The organism is Nocardia sp. NPDC127606, assembly GCF_042671725.1.
In the GTDB taxonomy this organism is placed as follows: Bacteria; Actinomycetota; Actinomycetes; order Mycobacteriales; family Mycobacteriaceae; genus Nocardia.
In genome coordinates this window covers 1-18,582 of the sequence record NZ_JBHXWQ010000010.1, presented here as the reverse complement: position 1 = coordinate 18,582, position 18,582 = coordinate 1, and the positions used below count along the sequence as shown (strand labels likewise).

The 18,582-nt window shown below is 67.4% G+C and carries 17 protein-coding genes and 1 rRNA gene; 10 read left to right on the top strand and 8 right to left on the bottom strand.

Going from position 1 to position 18,582, the window contains the following annotated elements:
• The first annotated feature begins 286 nt into the window (after positions 1–286).
• From ACFVJ5_RS31170 to ACFVJ5_RS31155, 4 genes are all read left to right on the top strand, one after another.
• Positions 287–847 carry a hypothetical protein gene (locus ACFVJ5_RS31170; RefSeq protein WP_379225677.1) on the top strand — a complete coding sequence of 187 codons (561 nt, stop codon included), beginning with the start codon at positions 287–289 and terminating at the stop codon, positions 845–847.
• A gap of 112 nt (positions 848–959) precedes the next feature.
• Complete coding sequence (locus ACFVJ5_RS31165) at positions 960–2,105, top strand: acyl-CoA dehydrogenase family protein (RefSeq protein ID WP_379225675.1); 1,146 nt, start codon at positions 960–962, stop codon at positions 2,103–2,105.
• Positions 2,106–2,264: 159 nt separating this feature from the next.
• Positions 2,265–2,789 (top strand): DUF4254 domain-containing protein, encoded by a 525-nt coding sequence (locus tag ACFVJ5_RS31160; RefSeq protein ID WP_379225673.1) that lies wholly within the window; start codon positions 2,265–2,267, stop codon positions 2,787–2,789.
• Between the two features lie 114 nt (positions 2,790–2,903).
• Entirely contained in the window at positions 2,904–4,283 is a 1,380-nt protein-coding gene (locus ACFVJ5_RS31155) for a metallophosphoesterase family protein (protein WP_379225671.1), read from the top strand.
• Positions 4,284–4,345: 62 nt separating this feature from the next.
• Here the strand turns inward: ACFVJ5_RS31155 and ACFVJ5_RS31150 are convergent, their stop codons facing one another.
• On the bottom strand, positions 4,346–4,879 hold the full coding sequence (locus ACFVJ5_RS31150) for an Rv3235 family protein (RefSeq protein WP_379225669.1): 534 nt from the start codon (positions 4,877–4,879) through the stop codon (positions 4,346–4,348).
• Between the two features lie 111 nt (positions 4,880–4,990).
• Complete coding sequence (locus ACFVJ5_RS31145) at positions 4,991–5,833, bottom strand: DUF72 domain-containing protein (protein ID WP_379225667.1); 843 nt, start codon at positions 5,831–5,833, stop codon at positions 4,991–4,993.
• A gap of 167 nt (positions 5,834–6,000) precedes the next feature.
• Here ACFVJ5_RS31145 and ACFVJ5_RS31140 point away from each other — a divergent pair, with 167 nt between their 5' ends.
• The 5 genes from ACFVJ5_RS31140 (at position 6,001) to ACFVJ5_RS31120 (ending at position 10,943) form a co-directional block, all read left to right on the top strand.
• A complete protein-coding gene (locus tag ACFVJ5_RS31140; protein WP_379225666.1) occupies positions 6,001–7,221 on the top strand; it encodes an MFS transporter in 1,221 nt (406 codons plus the stop codon).
• 77 nt (positions 7,222–7,298) lie between these two features.
• Positions 7,299–7,493, top strand: a complete 195-nt coding sequence (locus ACFVJ5_RS31135) for a hypothetical protein (protein WP_379225664.1) — start codon at positions 7,299–7,301, stop codon at positions 7,491–7,493.
• A 90-nt stretch (positions 7,494–7,583) separates the two neighbouring features.
• A complete protein-coding gene (locus ACFVJ5_RS31130; RefSeq protein WP_379225662.1) occupies positions 7,584–8,126 on the top strand; it encodes a YceI family protein in 543 nt (180 codons plus the stop codon).
• Positions 8,127–8,151: 25 nt separating this feature from the next.
• Entirely contained in the window at positions 8,152–9,360 is a 1,209-nt protein-coding gene (locus tag ACFVJ5_RS31125; RefSeq protein WP_379225660.1) for an Ig-like domain-containing protein, read from the top strand.
• A gap of 125 nt (positions 9,361–9,485) precedes the next feature.
• Positions 9,486–10,943, top strand: coding sequence for an LCP family protein (locus ACFVJ5_RS31120; RefSeq protein ID WP_379226031.1), 1,458 nt, complete (start codon positions 9,486–9,488; stop codon positions 10,941–10,943).
• 90 nt (positions 10,944–11,033) lie between these two features.
• On the opposite strand, the gene fadD32 is transcribed toward ACFVJ5_RS31120, so the two are convergent.
• Positions 11,034–12,914, bottom strand: a complete 1,881-nt coding sequence (gene fadD32 / locus ACFVJ5_RS31115; protein ID WP_379226029.1) for a long-chain-fatty-acid--AMP ligase FadD32 — start codon at positions 12,912–12,914, stop codon at positions 11,034–11,036.
• A gap of 58 nt (positions 12,915–12,972) precedes the next feature.
• A complete protein-coding gene (locus ACFVJ5_RS31110; protein WP_379226027.1) occupies positions 12,973–14,220 on the bottom strand; it encodes a KasA/KasB family beta-ketoacyl-ACP synthase in 1,248 nt (415 codons plus the stop codon).
• 201 nt (positions 14,221–14,421) lie between these two features.
• Here ACFVJ5_RS31110 and ACFVJ5_RS31105 point away from each other — a divergent pair, with 201 nt between their 5' ends.
• Positions 14,422–15,414: an acyl-ACP desaturase gene (locus ACFVJ5_RS31105; protein ID WP_379225658.1), complete on the top strand. Its 993-nt coding sequence runs from the start codon at positions 14,422–14,424 to the stop codon at positions 15,412–15,414.
• A gap of 18 nt (positions 15,415–15,432) precedes the next feature.
• On the opposite strand, the gene ACFVJ5_RS31100 is transcribed toward ACFVJ5_RS31105, so the two are convergent.
• The 4 genes from ACFVJ5_RS31100 to rrf all read right to left on the bottom strand — a co-directional run.
• Positions 15,433–16,725 carry a diguanylate cyclase domain-containing protein gene (locus tag ACFVJ5_RS31100; RefSeq protein WP_379225656.1) on the bottom strand — a complete coding sequence of 431 codons (1,293 nt, stop codon included), beginning with the start codon at positions 16,723–16,725 and terminating at the stop codon, positions 15,433–15,435.
• A gap of 35 nt (positions 16,726–16,760) precedes the next feature.
• Entirely contained in the window at positions 16,761–17,570 is an 810-nt protein-coding gene (locus ACFVJ5_RS31095; protein WP_379225654.1) for an SAM-dependent methyltransferase, read from the bottom strand.
• Positions 17,571–17,710: 140 nt separating this feature from the next.
• Complete coding sequence (locus ACFVJ5_RS31090) at positions 17,711–18,328, bottom strand: YdcF family protein (protein WP_379225652.1); 618 nt, start codon at positions 18,326–18,328, stop codon at positions 17,711–17,713.
• Positions 18,329–18,491: 163 nt separating this feature from the next.
• Positions 18,492–18,582 (bottom strand): 5S ribosomal RNA (rrf, locus tag ACFVJ5_RS31085); the annotation flags it as partial.

The window sequence follows — 18,582 nt, the reverse complement described above, 5'->3', positions numbered from 1 at the left end:
CGACACGCCCAACAATTTCGGTCGGACACTCGATCAGCGAAGATAATCCCCCGCCGCCGCCCGAGCCGGAGTTTCCGGGAGTTCGGTGCCCGACCGTTGCCGAACACCGCTCGCGGACAACCCGACCGGGCCGGACCGGCGCACTGTTCGCACGCCGCACCGCGTAGCCGAGCCGTTCGAGTGAAACTCCGTTTCGCCGGGCGACGCCCACCGCGGACACCTAGGGTTGGTTCGGGGGTGCCGGGGGGTTCGCGTACGCCCGTGAGATCTACTTCGGAGTGACGAATTGACCGAGCACACAAGCGAACTCGACCAGGCGATCGCCGAACGACTCGAACCGTGGACCGCCCGGCTCGGCGCCGACCGCAAGGCCTATTTCCATCATGTGCTGCGGGTATTACGCTCGGCCGATCTCCTGTTCGCCCGCAGCGGCGAGCCGGGGCCGCCGCCGAGTTCGCGGGAGGAGTTCCGCACCGCGGCGACCTTCCACGATCTCGGCATTTGGGCAGCGTGCACCTTCGACTATCTCGAACCGTCGTGCGCGCTGGCGGGCGACTGGCTGATCACGCACGACCGCGAGGACATCGCCGAGCTCGTCACCGCGATGATCCGCGACCACCATCGTGTGCGCCCGGCGGGCGGCGCGACCGATCCGGTGGAGCTGTTCCGGCGGGCCGATCTGATCGACGTGACATTCGGCGCGCGGCGCTACGGCCTGCCCTACGCGGCCTACTCCGCACTGATGCGGCGATACCCCGACAGCGGCTTCCACTTCAAGCTGGTGGAGTTGACGGTCCGGCGCGCGCTCATCCATCCGCTCTCACCGTTACCCATGATGCGCTGGTGAGAGCCCATTTCGGCGGCACTATTGTCACGACGCCAATACTGCGGCACACTGGTGTCCGTAACCACCGGTCACGCCTGGACCGGTGCTGTGCCGAGCCGAACAAGGAGACTCGATGGCCGCCAATCGGTCCAGCTGGATGAACGAGGACCTGGACGCCCTGCGTGACATGACCCGCGCGTTCATGGCCAAGGAACTTGTCCCCAACATCGACAAGTACCGCGAGCAGCACCACGTCGACCGCGACCTGTGGAACAAGGCGGGCGAAGTCGGCCTGCTGTGCATCTCGATCCCCGAGGAGTACGGCGGCGGTGGCGGCACCTTCGCGCACGAGGCCGTGCTCATGGAGGAGCAGGCCCGCGCGGTCGACACCTCGTGGGGCGTCAGCCTGCACAACGGCATCGTGGCCCACTACCTGCTCGCCTACGGCACCGAGGAGCAGAAGAAGCACTGGCTGCCCAAGATGGCCAGCGGCGAGGTCGTCGGCGCCATCGCGATGACCGAGCCCGGCACCGGCTCCGACCTGCAGGCCGTCAAGGCCAAGGCGATCCGTGACGGCGACGAGTACGTCATCAACGGCTCCAAGACCTTCATCACCAACGGCGCACAGGCCGACCTGATCATCCTGGTCGCCAAGACCGACCCCACCCAGGGCGCCTCCGGCGTCTCGCTGGTCCTGGTCGAGGCCGATCGCGAAGGGTTCCGTCGCGGTCGCGTGCTCGACAAGATCGGCCAGAAGGGCCAGGACACCTCCGAGCTGTTCTTCGAGGACGTGCGCGTCCCGGTGACCAACCTGCTCGGCACCCAGGAGGGCCAGGGCTTCATCCAGCTGATGCAGCAGCTGCCCCAGGAGCGCCTGATCGTGTCGATGGGCGCGGTCGCGGGCATGGAGGTCGCCCTCGACCACACGCTGCGCTACACCAAGGAGCGCGAGGCGTTCGGCCGCCCGGTGTTCGGTTTCCAGAACACCAAGTTCAAGCTGGCCGAGGTCGCCACCGAGGCCCGCATCGCGCGGGTGTTCATCGACGACTGCGTCGAGAAGCACATCCGCGGCGAACTCGACATCCCCACTGTTGCCATGGCCAAGTGGTGGACCACCGACAAGGCGATGCAGATCGCCGACACCTGTCTGCAGCTGTTCGGCGGCTACGGGTACATGAACGAGTACCCGATCGCACGCATGTGGGTCGACAACCGCGTCCAGCTGATCTACGCGGGCACCAACGAGATCATGAAGGAGATCATCGCCCGGAGCCTGTGATACTCCAGCTCGATCGGTGATCCCGACCGGCCGCGAACGCCTGTTCGCGGCCGGTTTTCGCTGTTGGGGGGTCATTTCGTGACCTATCCGTCGTCCCCGCCGAGACGAATGTCCTTCGACAAGCGGTACAAAACCGACGACGGGGACGGTGCGGCAACAGTGGACACGGACGGCAGCGGTTCGACGGGACGACCCGGACCGGAACCGGTACTGCCGGACCGAGCACAGATGATGCAGGCGGTCTGCGGGGTCGCCGGCGCGAGTGATCCCGTCCTCTCCGCCGCGCACGAGCTGGCCACGCTGCACGAACGCCGCGAACAGCAGATCCCCGGCGATACCAGCGAGATCGACTGGGCGCGTGCGCGTCTGGTCTGCGAGATCGACCGCTGGGTGGTGATCCGCTCGCCCACTCCGGCGACCTCGGCGCCGATGCACACCGAGAGCATCGGCGCCGTCGTCGACCGCATGGCCCATTTCGCCGCGCTCACCTACCGCGCGCTGGCCTGCGGCGCCGAAGCCCAACTGCATGCCGCGCAACTACGCCTGCACGAATTGGCGTGCGGTTATGACGATCTCATCGCCGAGGTAGCCAGTGGGGCACGGCGGCTACCCGACGGACTCGACAGCGACCCACCGGAAAGCGATGGGACACAGCAGCTCAGGAAGAAGCCGCACAACGACTAGCGGCGGCGTCATCGCTTTCCGGTCGCTACCTGGGCGATCAACGTCCACATCACCGCCCACGGGTGTTCAGCCGGGCGCCGTACCGTCAGCGGGAGACGGCGAACGGAGCCCGGCATGCTCGATCCGCGACTGCACACCGCATGGTTGGTCAACGCCGCCTCGGGGGCCGCGGCGGCCACCGTGCGCGCGCCGATGGCGCGGCCGTATTCGTGGAGCGGCGTGCGTGATCAGCTCGTCGTCACCGATCTCGAGGTCGTCACCGTCACTCACGACACGGCGATCCTCACGTGGTCCACCCATCGACGTGATCGCGCGGGCCGGCTTCGCCCGGCCGCGGCCGACACCGAAGTGCTGCTCGCGCCCGCCGACAGCGCTGCCACACCGGTGACCTGCTACCTCGACGGCCGTCGCACCGCGCACCACTACGCGGAGGTGCGTGGCCTCGAACCCGGCCGCCGTTATCGCTTCCGGGCCTGCTCCGACGGCGAAATCGCTGTTCCCGGCCGTACCTGGGTCACTCGACGCCCTGGAACTCCGGAGGTCACGGGCGTTTTCCTGACCGCGCCGCCACCACCGGGACGACTGCTGCGCACGATCGCCCTCGCCAACGACCTGCACTGGGGCGAGGACCGCAGCGGCTTGATCGTCGCCGGACTGCCGCCGGGTCTGCGCCACGACGACGGTCACTACCCGCAGGTGATGACCGAGGCACTGCTGCACGACATCCGCCGACCCGAGCGCGCGGCGGATCATCTGGTGGTCGCGGGCGATCTCACCGACTGCGGCACCGCCGAACAGTCCGCGGGCATCAGGGCGCGCCTGGACGCCTGGGGCAGGGCGGGCAGCGATCACTTCGTCTGCCGCGGCAATCACGACGTTCCGCGCGGCGCGAACGATCACTGGGGCACGGCGTTTCAGCCGTTCGGGCAACTCACCTGCCATGAGCTCGGTGGCTTGCGCCTGATCGGCCTCGACACCACCCGTCGGCGAGGTTCCGGCGGCACGATCGACGCCGGCCAACTCGCCCAGCTCCGCGCGACACTCGCCGCCGACCCCGACCGCCCGACGCTGATCTTCGGGCACCACCCCGCGACTCGCTACGCGGCACTGAGCAACCCCGGCGGCCCCGGTTTCGTCCTCGATCGCGCGAGCGTGGTCGCGCTGCAAGCCTGCTACCGAACGACCCCTGGCGTATTCCTGCACCACAGCGGCCACACCCACCGGAATCGGCGCAGCCGCCCCGATTCCGGCCACGTCGAGTACCTGGAGGTGGCTGCCGTGAAGGAGTACCCCGGCGGCTACGTCCTGCTGCGCATCTACGAACACGGCTACACCGTCCACTTCCACCGCATCGCCGCCGCGGCGGCGCTGGCCTGGACCAGCAAGACTCGCAAGCAGTACTTCGGCCTTCACCCCGACCACGCTCTCGGCAGCCTCCCCGACCGCAATCACCGCGCACCCCATGACTTCTCGGGAGTCACCGCGCTGCGTTGAGGCAGTCGACGGACCTCGCCCATGAGCTCGTCGAATCGACATCACGCTTCGCCCCCCGGCGATCAGAACATCCGCACCGCGACCAAGCGCCAACTGTCCTTGGTCGACTCGATGCGGCCGGCGATAGCGAGCGTCCGAGGCCCACGCTGATACGACGCGAAGACTTCGGCGGCACCGTCGTGTGTCGCGGTCAGTTTCACGCGGGTCAGGGTGGCGCTGCCCAGGCCCCGGCCGGGGACCAAGTCCTGCGCGAGCATGGTGTTGATGGCGGCGAGCGCTCGTGCGTCTGTGTAAGCGCGCAGGTGAGTCGACGATCTGCGCCGATCGACCACCTCCAAGAGCAGCCGGAGTACCTGCTCGGTGAATCGCTTTGCGGTCGCGGAAGATTCGGCCGTTGTCGCTGCTCGGGGGCAGGACGCACGCACTGCCCTGCGAATACTCGCCGGCGTCCCGCCCGCGGCCCTCGGTCGACCGGAACCAGTAACCCGATGGGGCACAGCGGTATTCACGGCCGCAGACCGCTGTACCGCTTCCCCGCCCTCCAACCGCGGCTCGCAATGCGGCGCGGGCGACAACACCGTTCCCTCCGTAGACATGCTCGTCCCCTTCGAGTCAGTCCACCCACTCCCCAGTGGTGGCGCACAGCATGACACGGAGGTCCGACAGGTGTTCGCGAAATCAACGCAGGTCGCCGCAGATGTCCGCTCTCAGAACAGCGTCATCGGTTCGTCGGACACCGGCGTCGGCTGTGCGGGTAGATCGGGGACGATCGCCCGGACCTCGTCGTGGAAGCGGCGAGCCAGGCCACGCGCCGCGGCATTGTCGGGAGTGTGCACGAAGACCGTGGGCGAGCGACCTTCGCGCAACCAGCCCGCGACGGTCTCCACCCACGGCCGCCAGCCCGCGACGGTGCGGTCGGTGTCGGCGCGCCCGTGGTAGCGCACGATCGGGTTCTCGGTGAGCGCCCGCATCCGACGCGGAACGCGAGGCTTCTTCGCTCGTGCCTCGTATTCGGAGGGGTCACCCGGTGGCCCGTCGAACAGGACCGTCGTGTCGAACGGCACCCACTCGGCCCCGATCCGCCCGAGCACCCGTTCCAGCTGCACCGCGGCCCGCTCGTCTTCGAAGAACGCCGGATGACGCACCTCCACAGCGCACCGCAGTCCACCGGGCAGCTCACGCTGGAAGCGCGCGAGGGCGCCCAGGTCGGTCGGGCCGAACGACGCGGGCAACTGGATCCACAGTGCGTGCACCCGCGGTCCGAGCGGCGCCATCACGTCGAGGAACGCACCGAGTTCGGCGCCCGCGTCGACGAGTCGGCGCTCATGCGTCACCGCCCTCGGCGGCTTGAGCACGAACCGGAAATCGGGCGCGGTCTGTCGCGCCCAGGACTCGACGGTGGACGCGGACGGCGTCGCGTAGAACGTGGTGTTGCCCTCGACCGCACCGCAGTGCCCGGCGTAGGCACGCAAGCGCTCCCCCGGCGCCGGCAACCGCTGCTGCCACTGCGGATGCGTCCACATCGCACACCCCATCCGCAGCTCACGCACAGGCCGACGGTAGTACAGCGACCGGCCGCCCCTAAAATGAGACCGGTTGCCACCAATTCGCCCTGTGCGCGGGCGGCGGGAGTAGCGGTGTCCGGCCGAGCAGGTCGGCGACCGTGCGCCCGCCACATCCATGAATTCCGGTGCGCGCACGACGGAAAGGGCCTGTGATGGCGATTCTCACCACCGAGCGGCCCAGTGCTGTCTCCGTCACCCGCGCGTGGCTCGGCGTATCCGCCGCCATGGTGGCGATCGCGTGGGGCGGCAACGAGTTCACACCACTGCTGGTGATGTACAAAGCCCACGGCCTTCCGCTGACCGCGGTCGACCTGCTGCTGTTCTACTACGTCCTGGGCATCGTGCCCGCCCTGCTCATCGGCGGCCCGCTGTCCGACCGGTTCGGCCGCCGCCCCTTGATGCTGCCCGCACCGCTGATCGCCGCGGCCGGTTCGCTGCTGCTCGCGGTGGGCGCGGCCTCGGTGCCGATGCTCGCGGCCGGGCGGATGCTGTGCGGTGCCGCGCTCGGACTGGCGATGGCGGTCGGCGGCAGCTGGCTCAAGGAACTGTCGCAACCACCGTTCGCCGCGGCCGCCACTGGCAAGGGCGCCCGGCGATCCGCGATGAGCCTGACCGCCGGGTTCGCCCTCGGCGCGGGTGTGGCGGGAACTCTCGCGCAGTGGGGTCCGCTGCCCGATTCGACCGCCTATCTCGTCAATGCGGCGCTCTGTGTCGCGACCGCGTTCTGGGTGGCTCGAACACCGGAAACCGTGACCCGCCGAGCGAATCCGGGCAGGCTGCGCGACGACCTGAAGATCCCCGCCGCCGGACACCGACGATTTCTGCGGGTGGCGGTGCCGATCGCCCTGTGGCTGTTCACCGCCAACGCCACCGCCTACGCCGTCCTGCCGACGCTGATGCTGCCGCGCGTGCAGCAGGCCCCGATCGCCTTCTCCGCGCTGGTCACCATGGTGACGCTCGGCTGCGGATTCACCATCCAATCGGTGGCGCGACGCATCGACCGCCCCGGCACCGCGCGCGCGGCGGTGGTCGCGCTCGTACTGCTCACCACCGGCATGGTCCTGGCTGCGTGGACGGCGGCGACCCTGAGCATCTGGGTGACGCTCCTGACCGCCGTGGTGCTCGGCAGCGGCTACGGCATCGGCCTGGTCGCCGGGTTGCAGCAGATCGAACGTATCGCGGGCCCCGGCGACCTGGCGGGCTTGAACGCGGTCTTCTACTCGGTGAGCTACCTCGGCTTCGGCGTGCCCGCGGTCCTGTCGTCCCTGCACAGCGGCCTCGGTGTCGGCTATCCCGCCATGTATCTGGTCACCGCCGCGATCGCCGCCGGTTGCCTCGCGCTCGTAGCCGCGAATTACCGCGAACGGATCTGAGCGGAACCCTGTCCCGCCGAAGCTCGCACGCACATCGGACAACCGAACGATCCGCGACGCGCATTACGGTGGATCGGGTGAGCACCGACCCCGTCGAAACCCTGCTCCGCTGGCAGGATTCCGGCGCGGTCTGGCGGGTCGTGCGCCGCCGACCGGACTCCGTGACCATCGCCCTCTACGAATGCACCGGCGGACAGGAAGTAGACCGCTTCACCTCCACCGATCCCGCGCTCCTGCGATTTCTCGGCGAACGCGCCACCAGCGAGGACTGACCCGCCCGCGGTGAACAGGGTTACGCTGGTTGGCGCTATCGCTTCACGCCCGTCGGCCCACACGGCCGGATCGCCAAGTGAGGAGAGACCATGTCGGCCCCTACCGGACTATCCGCTGGAACCTGGGTCATCGACCCCGCGCATTCCACGCTCCAGTTCTCCGTGCGCCATCTGATGGTGAGCAAAGTTCACGGCCGATTCACCGATTTCGCGGGCACACTCGTGGTTCATCCCGACGGCACCGCCGACGCCGATGTCGAGATGAAGGTCGCCTCCGTCACCACCGACAACGCGCAGCGAGACGGGCACTTGGCCAGCGCCGACTTCTTCGACGTCGCCAACCACCCGATCGCCACCTTCAAAGCCACTGGTATCAAGGCACTGAGCACCGAATTCTCCGTCACCGGCGACTTCACCATCCGCGGCAACACCCACCCGGTGACCCTCGAGGTCGAATTCCTCGGCACCGGCCCCGGTATGGCCGACGCCCCGGTCGCCGGTTTCACCGCCACCGCCACCATCAACCGCCGCGATTTCGGCCTCACCACCGAGATACCGATGGCCGACGGCGGCGCCGTGATCGGCGACAAGATCAACCTCTCGCTCGACGTCGAGGTCGGCCTGCAGAGCTGAGCGGCACCGAGCACAGGAGGGGCGCATGTCAGGACGACGTTTCCGAGCCGGCCTAGCTGCCGGTTTCCTGGTGTTGGTCGCGGCCTGCGGCGGCTCACCCACCGAATCAGGGACCGAATCCGCCGCCCCGCCGGCACCGGCGATCTCGGTCGCGCCGGAAGACGGCGCGACCGAGATCGATCCGCTCGGCCCGGTCCGCGTGAGCACCAGCGACGGGCAGCTCACCGCGGTCACGATGACCAACGAGCAGGGCGGCACGGTCGACGGCATCCTCACCCCCGACCAGTCGGCATGGAAACCGTCGGAACCGCTGGGCTACGGCCATACCTACACGGTCACAGCCGAGGCGGTCACCGTCACCGGCCGGGTCGGGCCGATCACGTCGTCGTTCACCACCCTGGCGCCGAACAACCAGACCAAGGTCTATTTCCGAACCACGGGCGGCACGGAACTCTCCTCGTCGGGCACATTCGGCGTCGGCACCGTCGTCGTCGCGCACTTCGACGAGGACGTGCCCGATCGCGCGACGGCCGAGAAGCACCTGTCGGTCACCACCGATCCGCCCGTCACCGGCGCCTGGTACTGGCTCGACAACCGCAACGCCCACTGGCGCCCCGCGAACTACTACGCGCCCGGCACGAAGGTGACACTCACCGCCGACATCTACGGCAAGGATCTCGGCGGCGGCCTCTACGGGCAGGAAGACACCAAGACCAGCTTCACCATCGGCCCCTCGCACGTCTCGATCGTCGACGACAACGACAAGCAGGTGCAGGTGTACGAGAACGGCACGCTGATCAAGACCATGCCCACCTCGCTGGGCATGGGCGGCAGCCAGACCGTCGCGGGCAAGACCATCACCTTCTGGACCCAGCCGGGCGTGTACACCGTGATGGACAAGGCCAATCCGGTGATCATGGACTCCTCCACCTACGGCCTGCCGGTGAACTCCCGGCTCGGCTACAAGGAATCCATCGGCTGGGCGACCAGGATCAGTACCGACGGCATCTATCTGCACCAACTCGACGACACGATCTGGGCGCAGGGCAACACCAACGTCTCACATGGCTGCCTCAATCTCAGCGGCGAGAACGCCCGCTGGTTCTACGATTTCTCCCAACCCGGCGACGTGGTCGAGATCAGGAATACCGGCGGCGCCCCGCTCGAGGTGTGGCAGAACGGCGACTGGAGTGTGCCGTGGGAACAGTGGCAGGCAGGTAGCGCGCTGCGGTGAACGGGGACAACACCTTTCCGGCGCCGCCGCGCCGGGAGACAACACGGCGGGGACCACAGCGCGTCGGCAGGCACGCCCCCACCGACCATCGCGCGCCACGGCGCGGACGCGCTCGCCGAGCCGGGCTGATCATGGCCAGGATGCTCGTGGCGACCACCGCGCTGGCCGTACTCGCGGGCACCGGCCTGGCCTGGTCGGCCAAGCAGGACTTCGATTCCGGCTTCACCCATTCCACCGCACTCGGGGAGGACGCCCCGCGTTCCGGCGGCGGCGCCGTCAACATCCTGTTGATCGGCCTGGACACCCGCAAGGACCTCAACGGCAACGACCTGCCGAAAGAGGTGCTCGACCAGTTGCACGCCGGCGACGGCACCGAGGGCGGCTACAACGCGAATTCGCTGATCCTGCTGCATATTCCGGCCGACAAGAGCAAGGTCGTCGCCTTCTCCATCCCCCGCGACAACTATGTGCCGGTGACGGGTATCCCCGGCTACCAGCAGGTCAAGATCAAAGAGGCATACGGTCTGAAAAAGGCTGCGGTGCAAGCGAGGTTGATCGAGCGGGGCGAGAAGGATCCGGTCGTGCTGGAGCGGCGCGGCCGGGAGGCCGGACGCGCGTCCATCGTCACCACCGTCCGCAATCTCGTCGGGGTTCCGATCGACCGGTTCGCCGAGATCTCCCTCGCGGGCTTCTACGACCTGGCCACCGCGGTCGGTGGGGTCGATGTGTGCCTCAACCACGCCGTCGACGACAGCGAGTTCTCCGGCGCGACCTTCCCCGCGGGCAGGCAACATCTCGATGGTTCACAAGCCCTGGCGTTCGTCCGTCAACGTCACGGACTGCTCAACGGCGATCTCGACCGCACCCACCGTCAACAGGCTTTCCTCACCTCGGTGGCCAAGTCGCTCAAGGACTCCGGAACGCTGACCAATCTGAGCCAGCTCACGGAACTGATGGACGTGGCGCACCGCGATGTGGTGCTCTCCGACGGCTGGAACCTGTTCGACTTCGCCCGCGACATGGGCTCCGCCGGCTCGGTACCGGTCGAATTCCGCACGCTGCCGGTGGTGCGCTACGACGTGATCGACGGTCAGGACGTGAACATCGTCGACCCGGCCGCGATCAAACGGGAGGTGCGGGCGGCTTTCGGCCAGGAGGTGCCGAAAACCACGGCACCGACCCCGACGAGCGTGGTCGATGTGCACAATGTGGGCACCGCGAATGGTCAGGCGGCGGCACTCTCGGCCGCGCTGACGAGCCGGGGCTACGGTGCGGGCCTGATCGGCAGCGGTGATCCGAGCGGCGGCCAGTACTCGGCCATCACCTACGGCCTCGGTGCCGCCGACGATGCGCGTGCGCTGGCGGAACTTCTCGGCGGGCTGCCTGTTTCCGCGTCGCCGTCGATCGAAGACGGGCGGATCGAGGTCGCGCTCGGCGCGGACTTCATCATGCCCGCCGAGCTGAGCCCGACCACATCGACGACCACTCCCCCCACGACTACGGCGTCCGGCTCGACGCCACTGCCCGATCAGGGAAAACCGTTGTCCACCAACATCGGCGACACCATCCCCTGCGTCAACTGAGCATCCTGCGCCGCTTCGGCCAGGCGCAGTCACCGGACGCGCTGGGTGGATGTCGGTCGGCCACTGGACTGCCCAGTGGCCGACCGATTCTCACTCCTCCGGTGCGTCCGGATAGGCCTGCTGCCGGTATCCACCGCGCAGCGTCCCGTCCAGATACGCGGCCTTGCAGGCCCGTCGGGCGATCTTCCCGCTCGACGTCCGCGGAATCGACCCCGCGGGCACCAGCAGCAGGTCCCGCACCATCACCCCGTGCCTGCGCGCGATCGCCGCGCGCACCGCGTCCGTGATCGGGCCCGGCTCGAGTTTCGCCGCACCCGTGCCTCTTTCGGCGACGATCACCAATTGCTCCGCGGCCGGATCGGACACCGTCCCGGCCTCGAGCACCGGTGCGGGCAATTGCCCCGCCTGCACCGAGAAGGCCGCGATGAAACCGGGCCGCAGGGCCGTACTGGCCTCCTGTGCCGAATATTCGAGATCCTGCGGATAGTGGTTGCGCCCGTCGACGATCACCAGGTCCTTCACCCGACCGGTGATGAACAGCTCGCCGTCGTGATAGGCGCCGTAGTCGCCGGTCCGCATCCACTTCGCGTCATCGGGCGCACCGTCGGCGCGACTACCGACCGGCATGCGCGCGACCACCCGGTTGTGGAAGGTTTCCTCGGTCTCCTCCGGCCTCCCCCAGTACCCGATGCCCATATTGTCACCGTGCAACCAGATCTCGCCGACCTCGCCGTCGCGACGCTCCACCCCGGTGCCGGGATCGACGATCACCGCCCACTGTGACCGCGCGACGTATCCGCACGACACCTGCGCCACCGCGTTCGCGGCGTGCTCGTCGCACTCCACCATCCGGCCGTCGTTCAGCTGCCCGCGATCGACATAGACCACCCGCGCCTCGTCGTCGCGTTTGGTCGCCGACACGAACAGTGTCGCCTCGGCCATCCCGTAGCACGGCTTGATCGCGGTCTTGGACAGCCCGTAGGGCGCGAACGCCTCGTTGAACTTGCGCATCGAGGCCACCGACACCGGCTCGCTGCCGTTGATCAGACCGATCACGTTCGACAGGTCGAGCGACTCGCCGCCCTTGGGCAACCCACGCATCGCCGCATGTTCGAACGCGAAATTCGGTGCTGCCGAATAGATTTCGGCACCGTCTGCCTGGGCGGCCAATTCCTTGATCCAGCGCGCGGGCCTGCGCACGAACGCACTCGGCGACATGATGGTGATGAACTTGCCGCCGATGGTCGGCAGGATCACCGTGAGCAGCCCCATGTCGTGGAACAGCGGCAGCCAGGTGACCCCGCGGGCGTTCTCGGTGATCCCGATGGCATCGATCATCTGCAGCAGGTTGGTCCCCACCGAGCGGTGAGTGATCTCGACGCCGGCGGGCACCCGGGTGGACCCGGAGGTGTACTGCAGATACGCCACGCTGTCGATATTGATGTCGGGCCTGCGCCAGCGTGCGCCGACGGTATCGGGAATCGCCTCGACCGCGATGATTCTGGGCCGTTGCGCGGCAGGCTGCTCGCGGAAGAAGTTGCGCACCCCAGCGGCCGCGCTGCCGACGGTCAGCACCGCGGCGGGTTCGCAGTCGCCGAGGACGGCGTGCAGCCGGTCGCTGTGGCCCTGCTCCTCCGGATCGAACAGTGGCACAGCCACATTCCCCGCGTACACCGCCGCGAACAGCGCGACGACATAGTCGAGGCCCTGCGGCGCCAGCACCGCCACCCGGTCGCCGGGCTGGGTCACCTGCTGCAATCGTGCGGCCACCGCGCGCAGCCGCACGCCGAACTCACGCCAGGTCAGCTCCTGGTACTCCCCCTCACGTTCTGTCGAATAGTCGATGAAGCGATAGGCCAGGTCGTCCCCGTTGGCCTCGCTGTGTTTGTCGACGAAGTCGATCAAGGTCTGATCACCGGGAATCCGGATAGTCCCCAGTTCGTCTACATAGTCGTCGAAAGTCTCGCCGATCATTCCCAATCCTTTTCAACGCACATTGACTCCGAATCCGCCACCACGAGGCGAATCGTCAATACCGTCCGAACGAGATCGCCACGTTGTGACCGCCGAAACCGAAGGAGTTGTTGACCGCGTAATCGATGCGACCGCGCCGCGCCTGACCCGACACGACATCCAAATCGATTGCGGGGTCCTGATTGTCCAGATTCAGCGTGGGCGGAACGATGCTGTCGCGAACACTGAGCACCGTCAACACCGATTCGAGCGCACCGACCGCGCCGATCGAATGCCCGAGAGCCGATTTCGGGGCGTACACCGAGGCGTGCGAGCCGATCGCCTTCGCGATGGCATTGGCCTCGGCGGTGTCACCGATCGGGGTCGCGGTGGCGTGGGCGTTGATGTGGGTGACATCCGCGCGGCTGATCCCGCCGGTCTGCATCGCCCGTGTCATCGCCCGCGCGGCGCCGGTGCCCTCGGGATCCGGTGCGACGAGATGGAATCCGTCGGAGGTGACGCCCGCGCCGAGCAGTCGGGCGTGAATCGTCGCACCACGCGCCTTCGCGTGCTCCTCGGTCTCGATCACCATCATCGCGCCGGCCTCGCCGAAGACGAACCCGTCACGGTCGGCGTCGAAGGGACGCGAGGCCGCCTTGGGATCGTCGTTGCGGGTGCTCATGGCCCGCATCTGCGTGAACGCCGCGATCGGCACCGCCTGGATGGAGCCCTCGACACCGCCGGTGACCACCATGTCGGCATCGCCCATCACGATCATCCGCCACGCGTTGGCGATCGCCTCCGAGCCCGACGAGCAGGCCGAAACAGGAGTGGAAACCCCCGCGCGCGCACCCAATTCGATGCCGACGCAGGCCGCGGGACCGTTGGGCATGATGGCCTGCACGGTCAGCGGTGAGACCTTGCGGTAGCCGCCGTTGCGGAGCCGGTCGCGGGCGTAGATCAGCGATTCCGCGCCGCCGAGGCCGGTGCCGATCGACACGCCGAGGCGGTCGCGGTCCACTTCGGGACTACCCGCGTTGCGCCACACCTCGCGGCCGAGGACCACCGCCATCTGTTCTACGTAGGACAGCTTGCGCGCCTCTTCGCGGGTGAGCGAGAGGGTGGGCGACACCTTCAGGTGGCCGCCGATCCGCACCGGAAGTTCGAAGTCGTCGATGAAGGAGTCTTCCAAGACGTCGATTCCGCTCTCGCCGTTGAGCAGACCTTTCCAGGTCGAGTCGACGTCGCCCGCGATCGACGTGGTCGCCGCCAGGCTCGTGACCACGATGTCCGTCATAATTTTTCGCTCACTCTCTCTAGCTATGCCACGACTGAACGGGAACCGCTGATGGAGCTGAACTGGTGGAGCGTATATGCACACGGCGCGACGCGCCCAAATTCCGAAACAGTGCGCAGGAACACCGTGTCGTTTCCAGGCGCGATGCGCCGGGTCTATTGTGACGACGGGCAACACTACCGGACCGACGCAACTCTCGCTTTTCACTAACCGGAAAGGGCAACGAGCGTGGCCAGGAACCTGACCCAACTGGAACTACTGATCGAGCTGGAACCCATCGCCGCGAGCAATGTCGACCGCCATCTATCGATGGCAAAGGACTGGCACCCGCACGATTATGTGCCGTGGGACCGTGGCCGCAACTTCGCGGCCATGGGCGGAATCGATTGGGACCCAGAACAATCCGCCCTCAGCGAACTCGCCAAGGCGGCGATGGTCACCAACCTGCTCACCGAGGACAACCTGCCCTCCTACCACCGTGAGATCTCCGAGAACTTCTCCAAGGACGGCGCCTGGGGCACCTGGGTGGGTCGCTGGACCGCCGAGGAGAACCGGCACGGGATCGTGCTGCGCGACTACCTCGTGGTGACCCGTGGGGTCGACCCGGTCGCGCTGGAGCAGGCCCGCATGATCCACATGACCAACGGATACTCGGCGATGGCCGTCGTGGACGACAAGGCGCCGGGCTTCGACATCCACGCCTCGACCGGCGCCGGATTCCTGTTCTCCGTGGCCTATGTGACCTTCCAGGAACTGGCCACCAGAGTGAGCCACCGCAACACCGGTCGCGTCTGCGACGATCCGATCGCCGACCGCATGCTCGCCCGCATCGCCGCCGACGAGAACCTGCACATGATCTTCTACCGCAACCTGTGCGCCGCCTCGCTCGACCTGGCCCCCGACCAGACCATCGAGGCGATCAACACCATCGTGCAGAACTTCCAGATGCCCGGTGCGGGCATGCCCGGCTGGCGGCGCAACGGCGTGCTGATGGCCAAGCACGGCATCTACGATCTGCGCCAGCATCTCGAAGAGGTACTGATGCCGGTGCTGCGCAAGTGGGACATCTTCGAGCGCAACGACTTCGGGCCTCGGGGCGAGCGCGCTCGCGAGGATCTGGCAGCCTTCCTCGAACGGCTGGGCGGGGACGTCCTTCGCTTCGAGGAGCAACGCGATCGCTCGCTGGCACGGGCGGCCGAGCGCGAGCAGCAATCGGTCTGATCGACTCCGACCCGGCCGCTACCGGGCCGGGTCGCGGCGTGCGTCGTTCTTGTTGCGGTACATCGCCGCGTCGGCGGCGTGCACCAATTCGTCTACGGCGCCGGGCAATTGCTCGAAGAAGGCGGTGCCGATGCTGGCGCCCACGGCGAGCATGTGTCCGTCCACCTCGAGCGGCTCGGTGAGCGCGGACAGCAGCTCGTCGGCCAGTCGCGCCAATTGCGCTTCACCGGAGCATCTTTCGACCAGGACGAGGAACTCGTCACCGCCGATGCGGGCGGCGAGCGCCTCGTCCGGCCGCACCGCCTCGCGCATTCGGTCGGCCACGACCTCGAGCACACGATCTCCGACCGTGTGCCCCCACAGGTCGTTGATCTCCTTGAAGCCGTCGAGGTCGAGATAACAGACCCCGATCGGCGGCTGCGCGTCGGCCAGCCTGTTGAACAGGTGCGGGCGGTTCGGTAGGCCGGTGAGCGCGTCGTGATTGGCGTCGTGCCACAGGCGGTCGGCGAGCTGCTTACGCTCGGTGACATCGACCGCGACGCCGATCAGGAACTCGATATCTCCGTCTGTACGACGCACCGCCGACATCGACAGGTCGATCGCGGTCACCCGGCCGTCGGTATGCAGATGCTCGGTCTCGGTGCGGAAGCTCTCGGACTTGCCGGCGACCATGAGCTGAAGTTGCTCGAACGCGAAGTTCAGATTCCGCGGACCGAGAATGTCGGCGACGGTGCGGCCCGGCATCGTCTCCGGGGTCTGGCCGAGCATCTGGGCCATGATGGCATTGCAGTTGACGACCTGACCGGTCATGTCGACAGTGCCGATGCCGACGAGCGCACCGTCGAAGACCGCCTCGAAGCGGGCTTCCGAGAGCGCTCTGCGGTTCTCGGCCTCCTGCGCCGCGGCGAGCACAGCGGCCAGCGTGGCCTCCTGCTCGGCCAGCGCGGCAGCCCGCAACGCCGCGGTGAAGCCTGCCGCGAAATCCGCGGCCAGGACGATCGCCCGGTCGCGGATCTGCGGTAGCGCGGGGTCGGCTGGACCATCGGCGACGATCTCGACCAGATCGGCACAGATCACCGGCACCGAGCGGCTCACGGCCGACGGATCACGGTAGTTGGCGGCGACCAGCATCCGAGCGGCCCGCCGGGCGATATCCGGATCCTCCCCGCCGCGCGCCGCGTCGATCAGACCGATGCACAGGGCCGCCAGCATGTCTTCGATCTGGGAGCGATTGAGGGTAGGAGCTACGACGCCGTCGAGGGCATCCGCCCACCGCTGCGCCAGCTCCCACGACCCCACTGCTTCATCCACCTGTCATCGTCTATCGCAACCGCCATGCAGGCGGCCTACTTCTTGATCGCGACCCCACCCATGCCGAGCGAACGGCCTGGCTTCTCGTGCTGGTCACGCTCGGACTCGGGCCGCCACAACGGCAACTCGACAACGCCGGGCTCGACCGAATCCCATCCCTCGAACAATGCGACGATCTCATCCTTCGACCGGAAATGAATACCGACCTTGGACTGGTTCACCGAGTGCGTACCCAGTTTACCGGCGTCATCGGGCCGAAGCTCGGAAGTGAGATGTGAAATGGCTATGAAACTACCCGGTGCCACCACTTCGCGCAGCGCTGCCACCTTGCCGACCGGATCATCGACATCGGGCACCAGATGCAGCACCGCGATCAGCAGCAAACCCACGGGGGCGTCGAAGTCGATCAATCCTGTTTCGCGTACCGCAGCGACCAGGTCGACGGGTTTGCGCAGATCGGCCTCGATCGCACCCGCGCGCTCGTTGCCCTGCAGGATGGTTCGCGAATGAGCGACCGCCACCGGGTCGATGTCGACATAGAGCACTCGGGCTTCCGGATCGATCTCGTGCACGATCTCGTGCACATTGCCCGCGGTGGGGATGCCCGACCCGACGTCGAGGAACTGCCGGATTCCGGCGTCGAGCATGAAGCGGACCGCCCGTCGCAGAAACGCGCGATTGCTCAGTGCCAACCGCGGCAGATCAGGAACGAGCCCGGTAGCCAGCTCCGCGGCGTCCCGGTCGACCGCGAAGTTGTGCGAGCCGCCGAGCAAAGCGTCGTACATCCGAGCCGGACTCGGATGCTGCATATCGACACCTTCGGGCGCCCATACCGGCCGTTCCATCGAATTCCCCTGTCTGCCATTACCGCACCGCGCCCGCGCAACCCGCGATGACGCCACCCGCATCGTAATCGGCGCCACCGACATCGGCGCGGCTATCTATTAGCGAGGGTTATGTTTTCGACCAACGGTGCTGCCGCGGTCTACTTTTCGGTGCCGTAGGGCTGAGCCCAGAGGGGAGCCACGTCCGGGGTCATCGTGGCGACGACCGGGATGCCGGCAGCCAGAAAATTGTCCAGGGCGCGGCGCATGTGGTCGGCGGAGGTGATCAGGACAGCTTTGGTCACGCCGAGCGCTTCCATCATGCGCGCCGAGAACTCGGCATTCTGCACGGTGGAACCGGCTTCGGTTTCCGCGTGCAGCCGATTCCTGGCGACACCGCGAATATTGAGCCAGTCGGCCATCACCTGCGCCTCGGTGATGCCGTTGCGTGGGTTGCCGCCGGTCACGATGACCGGGGAAGCGGGTGACATGAAGGCCTGAATCAGCGCCGCGTGCAAGCGATTACCCAGTTCGGGTCGCATCGTGCCATCGGGCAGCAGACCGTATCCCAGCACCACGATCGCCGTCTCGGGGCCGTAGGTGGCCGGCAGCTCGATCCCGGCGAGGCCCGCGACCGAACCGACCGCGCCGACCAGTGGGTCGGCGGATGGCGAGGCGGCCCCGGGTGGCGCTGTCGCGACCGCTCCGACCAGTGCGGCGGGCAGCACCAGGGCGGCCGCACAACGACGCAGTGACTGGTGAGTGAAGAGCCAGTTCATGGTGACCTCCCGAAGCGACGTCGCATCATCGTCGCCTACCGGAACCTCCGACATGCCCATTTCTGAAATGTTGATGGTTCGGACTGTTCGCCCCGGTCCTGGAGGTATCCTGGGAACGCAAAAAGGCCCTCCAACCGAAGTTGGAGGGCCTTTCGCAATGATGTTCCGGCAGTGTCCTACTCTCCCACACCCTGTCGAGTGCAGTACCATCGGCGCAGGTGGCCTTAGCTTCCGGGTTCGGAATGGGACCGGGC